The sequence below is a fragment of the Nocardiopsis aegyptia genome, assembly GCF_013410755.1.
GTDB lineage: Bacteria > Actinomycetota > Actinomycetes > Streptosporangiales > Streptosporangiaceae > Nocardiopsis > Nocardiopsis aegyptia.
In genome coordinates, this window is the sequence record NZ_JACCFS010000001.1 from 6,139,556 (window position 1) to 6,155,972 (window position 16,417).

Here is a 16,417-nt window from a genome sequence, read left to right on the forward strand (position 1 = left end):
GCGAGGAGGGCCCAGTGACCGACGGTGCGAAGAAGGGGATCCGGTTGTCGGGGGAGGACCGGGCCGAACTCGCGGCCCGGCTCAAGCGCCGCTACGACGGGGGCGAGAGCATTAGGGTGCTGGCCGACGCGACCGGTCGTTCGTACGGTTTCGTCCACCGGCTGCTCAGCGAGGCGGGCGCGGAACTGCGCGGCCGGGGCGGCGCCACCCGCAAGGCCTAGCCCCGGGCCGTCCGTCGGCGGTCTTCGGGGCGGTGGCGGGTGGGCCACGGGAGTTACCGGCGAGTAATCTCGGGGGTGACACCGAACACGACGGAGGAAGACATGGCACAGGCGTCGAACGCGTCCGTTGCACCGCCCACCGACGACGAACTCGGCCGCGCCGGGCTCGGGCTCGCCGTGGAGGGACAGGTCGCGCGGATCACCATCAGCCGTCCCGAGCGGCGCAACGCGATGACCGGACGGACCTGGACGACGCTGGCCGAGATCGGCCGGACCCTGCCCGCCGACGTCCGCGTCGTCGTGGTCTCCGGCGAGGGCGACATCTTCTCCGCCGGGATCGACCTCAACATGTTCACGCCCGAGGGCGTCGACGGAGAGCGCTCCATCGTCGCCGGTCTCGCGGACGGCTCGGCCGACCCCGCCGACCTGGAGGGCTACATCGCCGAACTCCAGGAGGGGTTCCTCTGGCTGCGCCGCCCCGACCTGGTGACCATCGCCGCCGTGCGCGGCCACGCCATCGGTGCCGGCTTCCAGCTCGCGCTCTCCTGTGACCTGCGGATCCTGGCCGACGACGCCAAGTTCTGCATGAAGGAGCCCGCGCTCGGACTGGTCCCCGACCTCACCGGGACCAAGCCCCTGGTGGACATCGTCGGCGTCCACCGCGCCGTCGAGATCTGCCTGACCGCCCGCCGTGTGGGCGCGGAGGAGGCCCGCGACCTCGGTCTGGCCGAGCTCGTGGTCCCCGCCGAGGAGCTTCCCGGCGCGGTGGACGACGCGGTCGCCGCCGTTCTCGCCACCGACCGCGACGCGGCCACCGCCACCAAGGCGCTGCTGCGCCAGGCGCCGGACAACACGCTCGAGGAGCAGATCGCCGCCGAGCGGCGCGCCCAGGTCGGCCGGCTCACCGCACTGGCCGCCGGCATGGCCGCGGGCCAGGGCTGACCGGCGCGGCGAGGCCTGTGGGGCGGGCTGGGGGAGACCCGTATCACCGGGGAAAATCACCCATCCCGTCCCCGATCCGGAGCGATCTCTAGTACGCTTCACCAAGCGGTCGATGAATGCCGCGCGCATCCGAGCGCGCCGGGCCGCACAAGACGCGGAGAATGTGTCGATTCCGTCGACGCCACTCTTGAACCCAAGGAGTGCAGAAGCCCCACTCAGGTAGGGGCCGCATCCGCGTGTGATCAGGCGCGTTTGTGTGATTTCTTCGCTGGGTCCTCCGTGGCCGTGTGGAGCCTTCCTCGAAACGCCGCCAAACGATGAGGAAGGTACACGTCACTTGACGGACACTGCCGTAATGCCTGCTTTCGACAGCCTCGGGCTTCCCCAGGACATCGTCGACGAGCTGGCGAAGAACGGTGTGACCACCCCGTTCCCGATCCAGGCAGCCACGATCCCGGACGCCATCGAGGGCCGCGACGTCCTCGGCTGCGGCCGCACCGGATCCGGCAAGACCCTGGCCTTCGGTTTGCCGGTCCTGATGCGCTGCGCCGAGCGCCGCGCCTCCGCGAACCGCCCCCGGGCCCTGATCCTGGTGCCCACCCGCGAGCTCGCGCACCAGGTGCGCGACGCCCTGCGCCAGTACTCCCGCGTCCTCGGCGTTCGCGTCGGCGACGTCGTGGGAGGCAGCTCCTACACCCGCCAGATCAACGAGCTGCGCCGCGGTGTCGACGTCCTCGTCGCCACCCCGGGCCGTCTCACCGACCTGATCGAGCAGGGCGCCTGCGACCTGGGCGACGTGGAGATCTCGGTGCTGGACGAGGCCGACCAGATGTGCGACATGGGCTTCATGCCGCAGGTCAGCGAGCTCCTCGACCAGGTGACGCCCGGCGGTCAGACCCTGCTGTTCTCGGCCACCCTCGACGGCGACGTCGACAAGCTGGTGCGCCGGTACATGAACGACCCGCGGACCCACTCCGTGGACCCGCCGGTCTCGCAGGTCACCGCCATGGAGCACCACCTGCTCAAGGTGCTGCCCCGCGACAAGAACAAGATCGTGACCCTGATCGCCGCGCGCGAGGGCCGCACCATCCTGTTCGTGCGCAGCAAGTACCGCGCCGACACGATCAGCGAGCAGCTGATCCAGGCGGGCGTGCCCTGTGCCTCGCTGCACGGCGGCAAGACGCAGAGCGTGCGTACGCGCACCCTCGCCAAGTTCAAGGAAGGCAAGATCCAGGCCCTGGTCGCCACCGACGTCGCCGCTCGCGGCATCCACGTCGACGGCATCGACCTGGTGGTCAACATCGACCTGCCGACCGGACACAAGGACTACCTGCACCGCGGCGGCCGTACCGCCCGCGCCGGCCTGGCCGGCACGGTGGTCTCCCTGGTGGCGCCCAACCAGCGCCGCATGGCCCGCCGCCTGCTCAGCGACGCCGGTGTCGAAGCCAAGCAGCACCTGGTCAACCCGGGTGACGAGCTCCTCTCTGAGGTGACCGGGGCCAAGGAGCCGTCCTGGGAGCCGTGGATCGAGCCGCCGGAGCCGGTGCGCGAGCGCCGCGGCCGCGGCGGCCCCCGCCGAGGCGGGTACCGCGGTGGCGGCGGTGGCGGCTACCGCGGCGGCGGTGGCGGTGGCGGGTACCGCGGTGGCTACCGCGGCGACCGTCCCCGCAACGACCGCGGCGAGGGCGGCTTCCGCGGTGAGCGCGGCGAAGGCGGCGGCGAGCGCCGTGAGGGCGGCTTCCGCAGTGAGGGCGGCTACCGCGGCGAGCGCCGCGGCGGCGGTGGCGGCGGCTACCGGGGCGGCGGCGGAGGCGGCTACCGCGGTGGCGACAACCGCGGTGGCGGCGGTTACCGCGGCGGCAACCGGAGCGGCGGCAGCCGCTTCGACTCGGCGCCGCAGCGCTGATCCACCCCGGACGGTCCAGGCCGTCCACTGAAGCGACACACTCGGGCCCGGCGATCTCTCGCCGGGCCCGAGTGCTGTTACCGGGGTCGGTGACTACTCTCGGACAGTCCCCTCGGCGACGGCGGCGACCTCGCTCAGGTCCCGGCCCCGCGTCTCCCGGGCGACCGCCACCGCGACCAGGGTCAGCACCGCCATCCCGGCCATGTACAGCGCGACCGGCGTCGCCGTGCCGAACGAGGCCAGCAGCGCGGTCGCGATCAGCGGCGCCAGGCCGCCCGCCACGATGGACGCCAGCTGGTACCCCACGGAGGCGCCTGAGTAGCGCACCCGCGTGCTGAACAGTTCGGAGAAGAAGGCCGCCTGCGGGCCGTACATGGCCCCGTGCAGGATCAGGCCGACGGTGGCCGCGAGCGCCACCGACCAGAACGCGCCGATGTCGATGAGCGGGAAGAAGGCGAAGCCCCACACGGCGATGCCCGCCGCGCCGATGGCGGTCACCGGGCGTCGTCCGATCCGGTCCGAGAGCGCGCCCCAGGCGGGGATGGTCACCAGGTGCACCGCCGAGGCGACCAGGACGGCGTTGAGGACCTGACCGTTGGGCAGCCCCGCCTGCTGGGTGGCGTAGACGAGGATGAACGCGGTGACGATGTAGTACGAGACGTTCTCCGCCATCCGCACGCCCATGGCGACCAGCGCCTCGCGCCAGTGGTCCCTCAGCACGCCGACGATGGGGGCGCGCTCGGGCCGACCGGTCCGCTCGACCCGCTCGCGCGCCTGGCGGAACACCGGGGACTCGGTGACGGCGAGGCGGATCCACAGCCCCACCAGCACCAGGACGCCCGAGAGCAGGAACGGGATCCGCCAGCCCCAATCGAGGAAGGCGTCGTCGGTCATCACGACCGCCAGCACCGCCAGGACGGCGGTGGCCAGCAGGTTGCCGCCGGGAGCCCCCGCCTGCGGCCAGGAGGCCCAGAACCCGCGGTTGGCCGGCTTGCCGTGCTCGGAGACCAGCAGGACGGCTCCGCCCCACTCGCCGCCCAGTGCGAAGCCCTGGATGACCCGCAGGAGCGTCAGCAGCAGCGGCGCGGCCACGCCCACCGCCGCGTAGGTGGGCAGCAGGCCGATCGCGAACGTCGCACCGCCCATCATCAGCAGGCTGATGACCAGGAGCCGTTTGCGCCCGATGCGGTCGCCGTAGTGGCCGAAGACCAGGCCGCCGAGGGGCCGGGCGACGAACCCGACGGAGTACGTGGTGAAGGCGAGCATCGTGCCCACCAGCGGGTCGGAGTCCGGGAAGAAGACGTGGTTGAACACGAGCGCCGCGGCGGCGCCGTACAGGAAGAAGTCGTACCACTCGATCGTCGTGCCGATGAGGCTGGCGGTCACCACGCGCACGAACGGCGTCCGCGGCTGTTCGGGGGCGGGGGCAGGGGAGGTGTTCGGTTCCATGTGCCGAACGTTAGGCAGATCACATTCGGCCGGCCATGGTGGACGTCCCCACACGGCGACCCGCCGACATGTGTGCGGTTCGGATGACCGATGGCGCACCCACCGCGGGCGCCTTCCGCGCACCGGCCGCACGAAACGTCCTTTACCTCCTTTTACCGGCTTTTCGCGTGTCCGGGCGGCGCGCTTCCCGACGCGGCGTGGACAGTGACGAGACGGCCCCTCACCAGCGCAGGGGTGACCTCGTCGCCTTGAAGGGGAACGCGTGAACGTCCTCAACGACGCCATCGTCGCCGTGAACGACTTCTTCTGGAGCTACTTCCTCATCCCGCTCCTGATCATCCTGGCCGTCTACTTCACGATCCGCTCGGGCGTGGTGCAGGTCCGGCTGCTGCCGGAGATGTTCCGCGTCATCCGCGGAGCCCCGGGCGTGGCACCCGACGGGATGCGGGAGATCTCCTCGTTCCAGGCCTTCGCGATCTCCGCCGCCTCCCGCGTGGGCACCGGCAACATCGTGGGCGTGGCCACCGCGATCGTCCTCGGCGGCCCCGGGGCGATCTTCTGGATGTGGCTGATGGCGACGGTCCTGGGGTCGGCGGCCTTCGTCGAGTCCACCCTGGCCCAGCTGTACAAGGTGCGGACGGCGACGGGCTTCCGGGGCGGACCCGCCTACTACATGCTGCACGGGCTGGGCCGGCGGTGGATGGGCGCGCTGTTCGCCGTCGTCATCACCGTGACGTTCTCCCTGGTGTTCAACTCGGTCCAGGCCAACAGCATCTCCGGCGCGGTGGGCACGTCCGCGGGCGCCCTCGGCCTCGGCGGCGGACTCCTCCTCGCGGCGGCGGTCGGGGTCGTCCTCACCGGGCTGGTGGCCCTGGTGATCTTCGGCGGCGTCCGGCGCATCGCCCACGTCGCCCAGACGCTCGTCCCGCTGATGGCCGTGGCCTACATCCTGCTCGGCCTCGCCGTGGTGATCGTCAACATCGGCGAGATCCCCCGGGTCATCGGCGACATCTTCGCCTCCGCCTTCGGGGTCCGCGAGTTCGTCTCCGGCGGCGTGGGCGCCGCCATCGTGCAGGGCATGCGCCGCGGGATGTTCTCCAACGAGGCCGGTCTGGGCTCGGCCCCCAACGCCGGCGCCACCGCCTCGGTCTCGCACCCGGCCAAGCAGGGGCTGGTCCAGTGCCTGGGCGTGTACTTCGACACCCTGCTGGTGTGCTCGGTGACGGCGTTCATCGTCCTGACCGGAGAGCCCGAGTACGAGACCGGGGGCGGCGCCGAGGTCACGCAGAACGCGCTGCAGAGCAGCCTGGGCGACTGGTCGATCCACGCGCTGACCGTCATCCTGTTCCTGCTCGCCTTCACGTCGATCCTGGGCAACTACTACTACGGCGAGTCCAACCTGATGTTCCTCGCCGCAGAGCCCCGGTACATGACCTACTTCCGCTGGGCCGTCCTGGCGGCGGTGTTCATCGGCAGCATCGCGCCGCTGACGGTCGTCTGGAGCCTGGCGGACGTGTCGATGGGCGTGATGGCCACGATCAACCTGCTGGCGATCGCCCCGCTGTCGGCCGTGGCCTTCCGCCTGCTGGCCGACTACAGCCGCCAGTACCGCAACGGGCTCGACCCCCAGTTCACGCTGTCCAAGATGCCCGACCTGCGCAACGTCGAGTGCTGGGGCGATCCCGCCGGAGCGCTGCCCGAGGACGTGGACCGGAGCGAGGGCAGGGCCCCGGCCGACCCCGCGGAGGCCTCGCCCCGCCCACGGGGGCCCGAGGACCGCCCCGAGGGCGACGAGGACGGCGGCGCGGGGGAGCGCTGACCCCCGGCCGTCCACCGGACCGCCCGACGGCCGCGCCGCGCGCGGCACCCGATCCCGGGAGCACCGCTCTCCCGGGGCCGCGCGGCCCGACCGGGGGGTGAACCGCCGACCCCGTCCGGCACGATGACGCCTGTATGCCGGACACCCTCCCCTCCCGTCACCGCTCCTCGCCCGTGGTGCTGCTCCTGGCGGCCCTGGCCGGACCCGTCCTGGGCGCCCTGACCCTCCTCGGATCGGGACTGCTGCCCTGGTGGATCGGCCGGCTGTTCACCGACGCGTCGGCGGGCTGGTGCGCCGTCGTGATCCTGGTCGGGCTGTGGGCGAGCACCCGGCTGCGCGCGTGGCAGGTGCCCGTCGCCGGCGCCCTGGCCCTGATCAGCGCGGTGGTGTGCTACTACGCCGTGGCGGCCGCACTCACGACCGGGCCCGCCGCCCTGCTCGGTCCCGCCGCGTGGCCGTTCCCGGCCTGGTTGTGGCTCCTGGCGGCCTGCGTGGCCGGCCCGCTGCTGACCGCGGCCGGCGCGTGGATCCGCCACGCCCGGCGGTCGCGGCGCCTGGTCGGCCTCGGCCTGCTGGGCGGGGTCTTCCTCGCCGACGCCCTGCTGCCGGTCCTGGACTGGCTCCACTTCCGGCTCACCGCGCCGGAGGTGCCGCCGCCCTCGTCCCCGGCCCCCATGTACGCCGGTGCCGCGGTCGCGGTCCTGCTGGGCGCGGCGCTCGTCCTGGTGGTGGCCCGCGAACCGGGGGACCGGCCGCGCGCGCTGGCCGCCATGGTGCCCGCGGGCCTGCTGTGGTGCGCCGGTGGGTGGGCGGTGAACACGGTGATGTCCCTGGCCGGTACGGGACACCTCGGGTGAGGCCCGACCGCGCTCGTCCACAGGCATCGGCCGACCGGCCCCGGACGAAAACGGTTTCGGCTACCATGCGTGGAGATCCCACCCCACACCTCGGAGTACCCACGTGCCTGACAGGACTACGCCAGGTGCCGACCCGACGACGCAGGCGTCCCTCGGCGACTCCCTCGCCGACGGCTGGAACCGTGACGAGGACCTGCCGCCCGCCGACTGGGGACGCCGCCGCGGTTCGCGCAGGACCGGCACGGTCTGGCTGTTCGCTCTGTTCATCACGGCGATGGCCCTGGCCCACGCCTGGTGGTCCGACTCCCTCACCAACGAGGCGTTCCTGGCCTGGGCGACCATCTTCACCGCGATCAGCTTCCAGGCCCTGCCGTTCCTGGTGTTCGGCGTCGCGCTCTCGGCCGCGCTGACCGCGTTCGTCCCCACCTCCGTCTACGAGCGCTTCTTCCCCGACAAGGCCAACCGGGCCGTCCCCGTGGCCGGGCTGTCCGGCGCGGTGCTGCCCGGCTGCGAGTGCGCCTCGGTGCCCATCGCCGGCAGCCTGATGAGACGCGGGGTCGCGCCCGGTGCGGCGCTCACGTTCCTGCTGGCGGCGCCCGCCATCAACCCGGTCGTCATGATCGCCACCGCGGTCGCCTTCGCCGGACAGCCCGAGATGGTGGTGGGCCGGTTCGGCGCCTCGCTGCTGGCCTCGGTGGTCATCGGCTGGATCTGGGTCCGCTTCGGCCGTGCCGACTGGCTGCGCCTGCCCGCGAGCGAGCACGCGCCTGGCACGTCCACGTGGGTGGTCTTCCGCGACTCGATGGTGCACGACATGATGCACGCGGGCGGCTACCTGGTGGTCGGCGGACTCGCCGCCGCCAGCCTCAACGTCATGGTGCCGCGCGAGTGGCTGGTGACGGTCGCCGGGATGCCGATCGTCTCCGTGCTCGTCCTGGCCCTGCTCGCCATCCTGTTGTCCATCTGCTCCGAGGCCGACGCCTTCGTGGCGGTCAGCCTCACCGACTTCTCCCCCACGGCCAAGCTCGCGTTCATGGTGATCGGCCCCATGGTCGACCTCAAGCTCATCGCGATGCAGGCGGGCATGTTCGGCTGGCGCTTCGCCGTCCGGTTCGCCCCGCTGTGCGTGGTGGTCGGCCTGCTCAGCACGTTCCTGTTCGGAAGGATTCTGTTGTGAACCGCATCGGCCAGGGTCTGACCCTCGTCCTGCTCGGTGCCGCGGCGCTGACCAGCACGATCCCCACGGACCTGTACCTGAACTGGGTCAAGCCGGCCTTCGGGCCCTTCCTCATCGGCGCGGGCGTGGTGATGGTCGTGCTCGGCGCACTCGTCGTCGCCGCCGAACTGCGCGGTGAGAGGGACGGGGACGAGGTGGAGGACGCGGCCCCGCGCACGGCCACGCACACGGCGGCGGCGACCGCGCCGGACACGGACGACGCCACCGCGGTGGCCGAGCGCTACGGCCACGGCGACGGCGACGGCCACGGGCACGACCACGCGCGCGCCCCCGGCATCGCGTGGATGCTGCTGCTCCCCGTGCTGGCGGTCTTCGTCGTCGCCCCGCCCGCGCTGGGCGCCTACACGGTGGAGACCAGCGCCGAGTCGGCGGCGCCACCACGGGAGAGCGCCCGTTCGGGCCGCTTCGACGACGGCCTGGAGGAGGCCGGTCCGGGCGAGGTCGTGGCGATGGACATCCAGGCGTTCATCATGCGCGCCTGGATCGACGAGGAGCGGACCCTGGCCGGCCGCGAGGTCGAGCTGACCGGCTTCGCCGTACCCGACCCCGAGGGCGAGGGGTGGTACCTGGCCCGCCTGCAGATGGCGTGCTGCGCCGCCGACGCCGTGGTCAACAAGGTCTTCATCGACGACGGGCGGATCCCCGAGGCGGACAGCTGGTGGACGGTCCGCGGCACGTGGGTCGAACCGGAGGGCGCGCTGGAGGACGTCACCGAGCACGAGTTCGAGGTCATCGAGCGCGTGCCCGTCGACGATCCCCCCGACCCCTACGAGTAGCCGCCTCCGGGGCGCCACACCGTGCGCCGTTCGTGGCATCCTGTTCTCTCTGGGTGACAATGGGCGGGTGTCGGATCGGATCGGTGGACTCAGGAGGGCCGGGAGGCGGCTGCGGCCCCGGTCGATCCGCGCCCGCGTGACCGTCGGCGCGTCCGCCGCCGTGGCGGTCGCCCTCGCCTTCGGGGTGGTCCTGACCATCATCCTCGTCCACCGCACGCTGGTCACGGAACTGCGCGACGACGCGGCCCAGGCGGCCCGGCTGGTCGCCGACGAGATCGTGCACGAGCGCTACCCGGGAGCGATACCGACCGCCGGCCTGGTCCTGCGGCTGCAGGTCGTCGAGCGCGGAACCGGGGAGGTCCTGGCCGCCAGCAGCGCCCTCCAGGGGCGGCCGGCGATGGCCAGGGAGGACGACGACAGCCCCGACTTCCAGGTGGAGACGACCGCCTGCGGGACAGCGATCGGAACCGCGCCGGGCGAGTGCGTCCTGGTCGTCGGCTACGAGATCGACGACACCGCCTACGGCGACGTCCTGGTGCTGGCCGCCACGCGCCCGCCGGCCGTCCTGGACACCCTGCTGCCGGAGGTGGCGTTCGTCGGCCTGGGCCTGGGCCTGCTGGCGTGCACGGCGGCCATCATCTGGTTCGGAGTCGGGCGCGCCCTGCGGCCGGTGCGGGAGATCACCGAGGAGATCCACCGGATCACCAGGTCCGGGGTGAGCGGCCGCCTTCCCGTCCCGTGCACGCAGGACGAGATCGCCGAACTCGCCAGGACGGCCAACGCGGGCCTGGACCGCCTGGAGGAGGCGGTCACCCGCCAGCGCCGGTTCGTCTCCGACGCCTCCCACGAACTGCGCAACCCCATCACCGGTATGCACACCAAGCTGGAGGTCGAGCTCTCCGATCCCGAACCCGACACGCGCTCGCGCGAACTCCTCCTGTCCAGCCTGCTCGCCGACACCGAACGCCTGGAGCACATCGTCGCCGACCTGCTCGAACTCGCCCGTCTGGACACCACGACGGCCCGGGAGCGCGAGCGGGTGGACCTGTCCTCCCTGGTCTCGACTGAGTTCGGGAGCGGGGGCAGGCGTGCGCGCCACGCGCTGCGGGTGCACACCTCGGGTCCGGTGTGGGTGCGCGGGAACCGGCTCCAACTCGTCCGTGTCCTGACCAACCTCATCGCCAACGCCGAACGGCACGCACACTCGCGCGTGGACGTGATCGTCGAACGCGAGGGCGACGCGGCCGTGGTGGAGGTGCACGACGACGGGGCCGGCATCCCCGAGGAGGAGCGCGAACGCGTCTTCGAGCGCTTCGCGCGCCTGGCCGAGTCCAAGGAGCGCGATCCGGGCGGCAGCGGCCTGGGGCTGCCCATCTCCCGCGAGATCGCCAAGGCCCACAGCGGTACGCTCGTGGCCGGACACAGTGACCTGCTCGGAGGCGCGATGTTCACACTGAGGATCCCCGACGCCCCGCGGACGGCGGAGTGAAGCGGGGCGCGGGCCCGTTGGCGCTCACCACGGGGGAGGTCCCGCCCCGCCGACCCAACTACTTCCTCTTCGGCTTCGTCGGTGCCCTGGGCGTGCTCAGCGCGTGGATCCTGGTCCAGGCGGTCATCGAGGTCCGCGCGGTCCTGGTGTACATCCTGGTCGCCCTGTTCCTCGCGGTCGGTCTGAACCCGGCGGTGGAGGGCCTGCGCCGCCGGCTGCACATGCCGCGGTGGGCGGCGATCCTCGCTATGTGCCTGGCGCTGATCCTGTTCGCCGTGGTGTTCGTGTGGGCGATCGTCCCGCCGCTGACCGCGCAGGTGACGAGCTTCGTCACGCACCTGCCCCAGACCCTCGGGCAGCTCCAGGAGAACCCGTTCTTCGCCGACCTGGACGAACGCTACGACGTCGTGGACCGGGTCCAGGCCGCCCTGGCCGACGCCGACTTCGGGTCACAGCTGTTCGGCGGCCTGGTCGGTGTGGGCCAGGTGGTGTTCAACGCGCTGTTCGCCACCTTCACCGTGCTGATCCTGACCCTGTTCTTCATGGCGTCCCTGCACGGCATCCTCGACCTCATCTACCGGCTCGTCCCGCGTTCCAACCGCGACGGCGTCCGGGAGATCGGTGACGAGATCGTCCAGCGCATCGGCGCGTTCATCGCGGGCCAGCTCATCGTGGCCGCGATCAGCGGGACGGTGGCCTTCCTCTTCATCTGGGCGATCGGCTCCGCCTACGCCCTCACGCTCGCCCTGGTGGTGGGCGTGACGGCGCTGATCCCCCTGGTGGGGACCACGATCGGCGCGCTGGCCGCCTCCCTGGTGGTGGCCGTGAGCGATCCGTGGCTCGGGGTGGCGGCCCTGGTGTTCTTCCTCGTCTGGCAGCAGATCGAGAGCTACGTCGTCTCGCCGCGGGTGATGCGCCAGGCGGTGGACGTCAGCCCGACCGCCAACATCACCGCCGCCCTGGTCGGCGGAACCCTGATGGGACTGGTCGGCGCGCTGTTGGCCATCCCCACCGCGGCGGCCCTGACGATCGTCCTCACCAAGGTCGTCTTCCCGCGCCTGGACCGTCGCTGAGCCCGGGGTGGACGAACTCGCGGGGGAGAGGACGCAGGGGGTGCGCACGGGGCGCGTGGCCCGGATCGCCGTGGTCGTGGTGTGGGTGGTGGCCCTGGTGGCCGCCTGGCGCTACGGCCCGGACGCGGACGCCGTGCGGGCCTGGGTCGGCGCCGCGGGCGCCGCGGGTGCGGTGGTCTACCTCGGCGCCTACGTCGTGGCCGTGTTCGCGCTGGTGCCGCGTCCGCTGCTCAACGCCGCGGGCGGTCTGCTGTTCGGGCTCCTGCCGGGCCTGCTGCTGGCGCTGGCGGGCGGGTTGGCCGCGGCGCTGGTCCAGTTCATGGTGGCGCGCTACGTGGCGGGCGAGGCGATCGCCAGGAGGCTGCCACCGGGCGTCCTGGCGTGGCTGGAGGGCCTGACCGGGCGCCGGGCGCTGATGGCGGTGGTGCAGCTGCGCCTGCTGCCCGTGGTCCCCTATCAGGCGGTCAACTACGGTTTCGGCCTGACGAGGGCGGGCGCGCTGCCCTTCGCGCTCGGCACGCTCCTGGGCGGGATCCCGGCGACGGCGGCGCTGGTGCTGGTCGGGTCCGGCGGGACGGACGTGGGCCTGCCCGTGGCGGTGGGCGGGACCGTCGCCGCGGTGGGGATCGCGGCGCTGTGGTGGCTGCGCTCGCGCCGTGCCGCGCGGGAGCGGCGGGCGGACACCTGAGGACCGCCCGCCGGGGCCGTGGGGCCCTCGCTACTCGTCGCCGGCCCCGTCGAAGAGCGGGATCTCGTCGGGGGCGGGCCGGTCCAGCTCGAAGGGCACGATCTCGCCTCCGCCGCTGTCGGTGGCCATCGGCTCCTGCAGGATCTCCAGCTCCTCGCCCGCGTGGTGCTGCATGACCTGGACCCCGGAGTAGCCGCTGTGGTCGCTCTCGGTCGCCTGGAAGGGCACCAGGCCCGGGCCGGTCCACTCGCGCGAGTGCAGGGTGTCGATGAGGGAGCTGCGGGTCAGGTCGGGGCCGGTCTCCATGAGGACCTGGGCGAACAGCACTGCCTGCGCCATGCCGTACACCGTGGTGTCGGTGAAGGGCGTGCCCTCGTTGTACTCCTCGTGGATCTCGCGGAAGAACGCGGTCCAGGGGTCGTCGGGCTGGGCGACCGGGGGCAGGAACGTCGTGATGATGAGCCCGTCGAGGAAGGCCTCGGACGGGATGTCCTCGGCCGGGGTGCCCTCGGAGAACTGCTCGATGAGGCCCGTGGCGATCTGGACGTCGCCGCCGAAGCTGGGCGCGACCCACTGGGGCTCGTAGCCGACCGCGGCGGCCTCCATGACCGCCTGGGCGAGGAAGGCGGGGATGCAGTAGCAGACGGCGACGTCGGCGCCGCTGGCCTTCATCGCGGAGATCTGGCCGCCCAGCTCGGGCACGCCGGGGTCGTAGGACTCCCAGGCCACGATCTCCTCGGTGAGGTACTGCTCGATACCGGCGTGCGAGGAGGGGCCCACGTCGTCGTTCTGGTAGAGCAGGGCGACGTCCTCACCGGAGAAGTTCTCGGCGAGGAACTGGCCCTGGATCTTGGCCTCCGTGGTGTAGTCGACCTGGAACCCGTAGCTGTAGGGGTACTCCTCGGGCTGGTCCCAGGCCAGCGCGCCGGAGGAGACGAACAGGTCGGGCACGCCCGCCTCGTTGAGGTCGGCGATGACGGCCTCGTGGGTGGGGGTGCCGAGTCCGCCGAGCATCGCGAAGATCTCGTGGTCCTCCATCAGGACCCGGGTGGCCTCGGCGGTGCGCGCGGGGTCGAACCCGTCGTCCTGCACCTGGTAGTCGATCCGGCGCCCGTGGACGCCGCCGTTGTCGTTGATGTAGTCGAACACCGCCCGGGCGCCCGTGGACACGTGCCGGAAGCCGGGGGCGGCGGACCCGGTGAGGGGCTGGTGGGTCCCGATGACGACCGTGTCGTCGGTGACGCCCATGGTCTCGTCCGGCGCGGCGTCGGTGGTCTCGTCGTCGGATGCGCCGCCGGAGCAGGAGGAGACGAGGAGTGCGACGGTGAGCGCGGAGGCGAGTGCCTTCAGTGATCGCATGGTGGTGTCCTGAACCTGTAGTGCTGTGTCCGCCTGAGCGGGGAGCGGACCCCGGGGGGATGACGAGAGGTGATGGGGGAGCACACCTACTGGTCGGTACCTTACCAGCGAGTAGCCTGCGTGTGTCGTGAGCCACTGCCATAGCGGGCGCGCGGTTCGGTCCGCTGACGTGCTGCGGAGCCGGGACAACGTTGACTCACGGCGGCGGCGCCGACGGCCGGGGTGTCCGGCGAGCACGGTGCCCGGGGCGGCGGAATCCGGGGCCGGGGCGGCGGAATCCGGTGGCGGCCGCGCTCGGTCAGCGCGTCGGGAGGACCGGTTCGCCGGTGTCGCGGGGTCCGCGGTCCAGGATCCGTCGGGCCACCCGGGCGATCTGGTCGGCGTACTGGTGCACGGCTCCGTCGCGGCGCCAGACCAGGAGGTGGCGCAGCTGGATCGGCGCGCCGGCCAGCGGCCGGACCACCACGTTGGCCCCGGTCTCGAAATCCGACTGGCAGGGCGCGATCGCCCGGCGGTCGGAGATGAGGTCGCGGATCTCCGAGCGCTCGTAGAGCCGGAAGGGCACGTCGGGGGTGAAGCCCGCGCGCTGGCAGGCGAGGTAGAAGCAGTCGGGCCAGCCCGCGCCGTCGGGGGGTGTCAGAGCCCAGGGGCTGTCGGCGAGGTCGGCGAGGCGCACGACAGGGGAGTCCGCGGCCGGGTGGTCGGCCCACAGGGCCACATGGAGCGGTTCCACGGCCAGCATCGCCCAGGCCAGCGGGCCGTCCGTGGAGGGATCGCGGTCCGCGTAGTCGATGGTGGTCCCGGCGTCCAGGCGTCCGGCCCGGACCAGGTCGGTGACCAGTTTGGGGGAGTACTCCGTGCGGACCTGGACGGGCACGTGGGGGACCACGTCCGACATCCGCGCCGACAACTCCAGGGCCAGCGATCCGACGCCGCCGATCCGCAGCGTGGAGGGCGAGGCGCCGCGCGCGGTGATGTCGTTCACCAGATCGTCCATGGACAACAGGACGGAGCGTGCTCTGACCAGGACGAACTCTCCGAGCTCGGTCGGTTTGACGCCCGCGCGCCCGCGATGGAACAGGGGTCCGCCGACCTCGCGCTCGATCCGCTGCAGCTGTGTGGTCAGGGCGGGCTGGGACGTGGAGAGCGCGGCGGCCGCCCTGGTCACGCTGCCGGTGTCGGCCAGGAGGCAGAGGGTGCGCAGGTGGCGGAGTTCGAGGTCCATGCGAGGGAATCTAGGACGGGAAGGGGGTTCCTGTACAGGCGTACGCCCTGCGCGGGTGTCCCGGCGCGCTTCGTCCAGCGGTATCGGGCACCGCGGCCCCCTGTGTCGAGGGCTCGGCCGTTCCACTGTCTCGCTTGGTGAGATAAGGTGCCGTTCGTCACCATATAGTTGGACGACCTACTAAATGTGGTCGTGGGTGGGTCCGCGCACGCTGGGAGAGGGTCATGGCGGTCGAACGCACACTGCACACTCCGGAGGCCGAGCAGCTGCTCGACCTGACCCGGGAGATCGTGGACAAGGAGCTCCTGCCGCGCGCGGCAGGCGACGAGGACAACGCCGTCTTCCCCCGCGAGGTCTTCGGCACGCTGGGCGCCGCGGGCCTGCTCGGCCTGCCCTACTCCTCCGACCACGGCGGCGGCGACCAGCCCTACGAGGTCTACCTCCAGGTCGTGGAGGAACTGGCCCGCGGCTGGCTCGCGGTCGGCCTGGGCGTGAGCGTGCACACCCTGTCGTGCTACCCGATGGCCGCCTTCGGCACCGACGAGCAGCGCGCCGCCCACCTGCCCGACATGCTCGGCGGCGACATGCTCGGCGCCTACTGCCTGTCGGAGGCCGCCTCCGGGTCCGACGCGGCCGCCCTGACCACACGGGCCGAGGACACCGGCCGGGGCTACCGGGTCAACGGCGCCAAGGCGTGGATCACCCACGGCGGCCGGGCCGACTACTACACGCTCTTCGCCCGCACCGGGGGGCCCGGGTCCGGCGCCAAGGGGATCAGCTGCTTCCACGTGCCCGCCGGTACCCCCGGCCTGGACGCGGCCGCCCCCGAGCACAAGATGGGCATGAACTCCTCGCCCACCGCCGGCGTGCTGTTCGACGGGGTCGAACTCGACGAGGGGGCGCTCATCGGGCCGCGGGACCAGGGCTTCGGCATCGCGCTGTCCGCCCTGGACTCCGGCCGCCTGGGCATCGCGGCCTGCGCCGTCGGCGTGGCCCAGGCCGCGCTGGACGCGGCCGTGTCCTACTCGCGCGAACGCCACCAGTTCGGCCGGGCCATCGGCGACTTCCAGGGAGTGGGCTTCATGCTGGCCGACATGGCCACCCAGGTCGCCGCCTCCCGGGAGCTGTACCTGGCGGCCGCCCGCCTGCGCGACGCCGGCCGCCCCTTCGGCGAGCGCGCCGCGATGGCCAAGCTCATGGCCACCGACACCGCCATGCGCGTGACCACCGACGCCGTCCAGGTGTTCGGCGGCTACGGCTACACCCGCGACTTCCCGGTGGAGCGGTACATGCGCGAGGCCAAGGTCCTCCAGATCGTCGAGGGCACCAACCAGGTGCAGCGCATGGTGATCAGCCGCCACCTGGCCCGGTCCTGA

General features: G+C 72.3%; 14 protein-coding genes. 11 read left to right on the forward strand and 3 right to left on the reverse strand.

The features are described 5' to 3' along the window. Positions 1 to 14: 14 nt before the first annotated feature. The 3 genes from HNR10_RS27400 to HNR10_RS27410 all read left to right on the forward strand — a co-directional run bounded on the left by HNR10_RS27400 (position 15) and on the right by HNR10_RS27410 (position 3,069). Positions 15 to 221, forward strand: coding sequence for a helix-turn-helix domain-containing protein (locus HNR10_RS27400; RefSeq protein WP_179828478.1), 207 nt, complete (start codon positions 15 to 17; stop codon positions 219 to 221). Between the two features lie 102 nt (positions 222 to 323). Beyond that, positions 324 to 1,163: an enoyl-CoA hydratase/isomerase family protein gene (locus HNR10_RS27405; RefSeq protein WP_179828480.1), complete on the forward strand. Its 840-nt coding sequence runs from the start codon at positions 324 to 326 to the stop codon at positions 1,161 to 1,163. A gap of 355 nt (positions 1,164 to 1,518) precedes the next feature. Next, positions 1,519 to 3,069 carry a DEAD/DEAH box helicase gene (locus HNR10_RS27410; protein WP_179828482.1) on the forward strand — a complete coding sequence of 517 codons (1,551 nt, stop codon included), beginning with the start codon at positions 1,519 to 1,521 and terminating at the stop codon, positions 3,067 to 3,069. Positions 3,070 to 3,162: 93 nt separating this feature from the next. Here HNR10_RS27410 and HNR10_RS27415 read toward each other — a convergent pair whose 3' ends face one another. Then, a complete protein-coding gene (locus HNR10_RS27415) occupies positions 3,163 to 4,518 on the reverse strand; it encodes an MFS transporter (protein ID WP_179828484.1) in 1,356 nt (451 codons plus the stop codon). 262 nt (positions 4,519 to 4,780) lie between these two features. On the opposite strand from HNR10_RS27415, the gene HNR10_RS27420 reads away from it, so the two are divergent. From HNR10_RS27420 to HNR10_RS27450, 7 genes are all read left to right on the forward strand, one after another. Continuing rightward, positions 4,781 to 6,337 carry an alanine/glycine:cation symporter family protein gene (locus tag HNR10_RS27420; RefSeq protein ID WP_179828486.1) on the forward strand — a complete coding sequence of 519 codons (1,557 nt, stop codon included), beginning with the start codon at positions 4,781 to 4,783 and terminating at the stop codon, positions 6,335 to 6,337. A 134-nt stretch (positions 6,338 to 6,471) separates the two neighbouring features. Next, positions 6,472 to 7,194: a DUF6518 family protein gene (locus HNR10_RS27425; protein ID WP_179828488.1), complete on the forward strand. Its 723-nt coding sequence runs from the start codon at positions 6,472 to 6,474 to the stop codon at positions 7,192 to 7,194. A gap of 103 nt (positions 7,195 to 7,297) precedes the next feature. Further along, positions 7,298 to 8,371: a permease gene (locus HNR10_RS27430; RefSeq protein ID WP_179828490.1), complete on the forward strand. Its 1,074-nt coding sequence runs from the start codon at positions 7,298 to 7,300 to the stop codon at positions 8,369 to 8,371. Then, a complete protein-coding gene (locus tag HNR10_RS27435) occupies positions 8,368 to 9,207 on the forward strand; it encodes a TIGR03943 family putative permease subunit (protein ID WP_179828492.1) in 840 nt (279 codons plus the stop codon). The genes HNR10_RS27430 and HNR10_RS27435 overlap by 4 nt, the downstream gene beginning before the upstream one ends. Positions 9,208 to 9,274: 67 nt before the next feature. Next, positions 9,275 to 10,696 carry a sensor histidine kinase gene (locus HNR10_RS27440; RefSeq protein WP_312889433.1) on the forward strand — a complete coding sequence of 474 codons (1,422 nt, stop codon included), beginning with the start codon at positions 9,275 to 9,277 and terminating at the stop codon, positions 10,694 to 10,696. Continuing rightward, positions 10,693 to 11,769 (forward strand): AI-2E family transporter, encoded by a 1,077-nt coding sequence (locus HNR10_RS27445; protein WP_179828493.1) that lies wholly within the window; start codon positions 10,693 to 10,695, stop codon positions 11,767 to 11,769. The genes HNR10_RS27440 and HNR10_RS27445 overlap by 4 nt, the downstream gene beginning before the upstream one ends. Positions 11,770 to 11,809: 40 nt before the next feature. After that, on the forward strand, positions 11,810 to 12,457 hold the full coding sequence (locus HNR10_RS27450; protein WP_312889434.1) for a TVP38/TMEM64 family protein: 648 nt from the start codon (positions 11,810 to 11,812) through the stop codon (positions 12,455 to 12,457). Between the two features lie 30 nt (positions 12,458 to 12,487). On the opposite strand, the gene HNR10_RS27455 is transcribed toward HNR10_RS27450, so the two are convergent. Both HNR10_RS27455 and HNR10_RS27460 read right to left on the reverse strand, forming a co-directional pair. Continuing rightward, positions 12,488 to 13,816, reverse strand: coding sequence for an ABC transporter substrate-binding protein (locus tag HNR10_RS27455; protein ID WP_179828494.1), 1,329 nt, complete (start codon positions 13,814 to 13,816; stop codon positions 12,488 to 12,490). A gap of 298 nt (positions 13,817 to 14,114) precedes the next feature. Beyond that, positions 14,115 to 15,041, reverse strand: a complete 927-nt coding sequence (locus HNR10_RS27460) for a LysR family transcriptional regulator (protein WP_179828495.1) — start codon at positions 15,039 to 15,041, stop codon at positions 14,115 to 14,117. Between the two features lie 224 nt (positions 15,042 to 15,265). On the opposite strand from HNR10_RS27460, the gene HNR10_RS27465 reads away from it, so the two are divergent. Then, positions 15,266 to 16,417 (forward strand): acyl-CoA dehydrogenase family protein, encoded by a 1,152-nt coding sequence (locus HNR10_RS27465; protein ID WP_179828496.1) that lies wholly within the window; start codon positions 15,266 to 15,268, stop codon positions 16,415 to 16,417.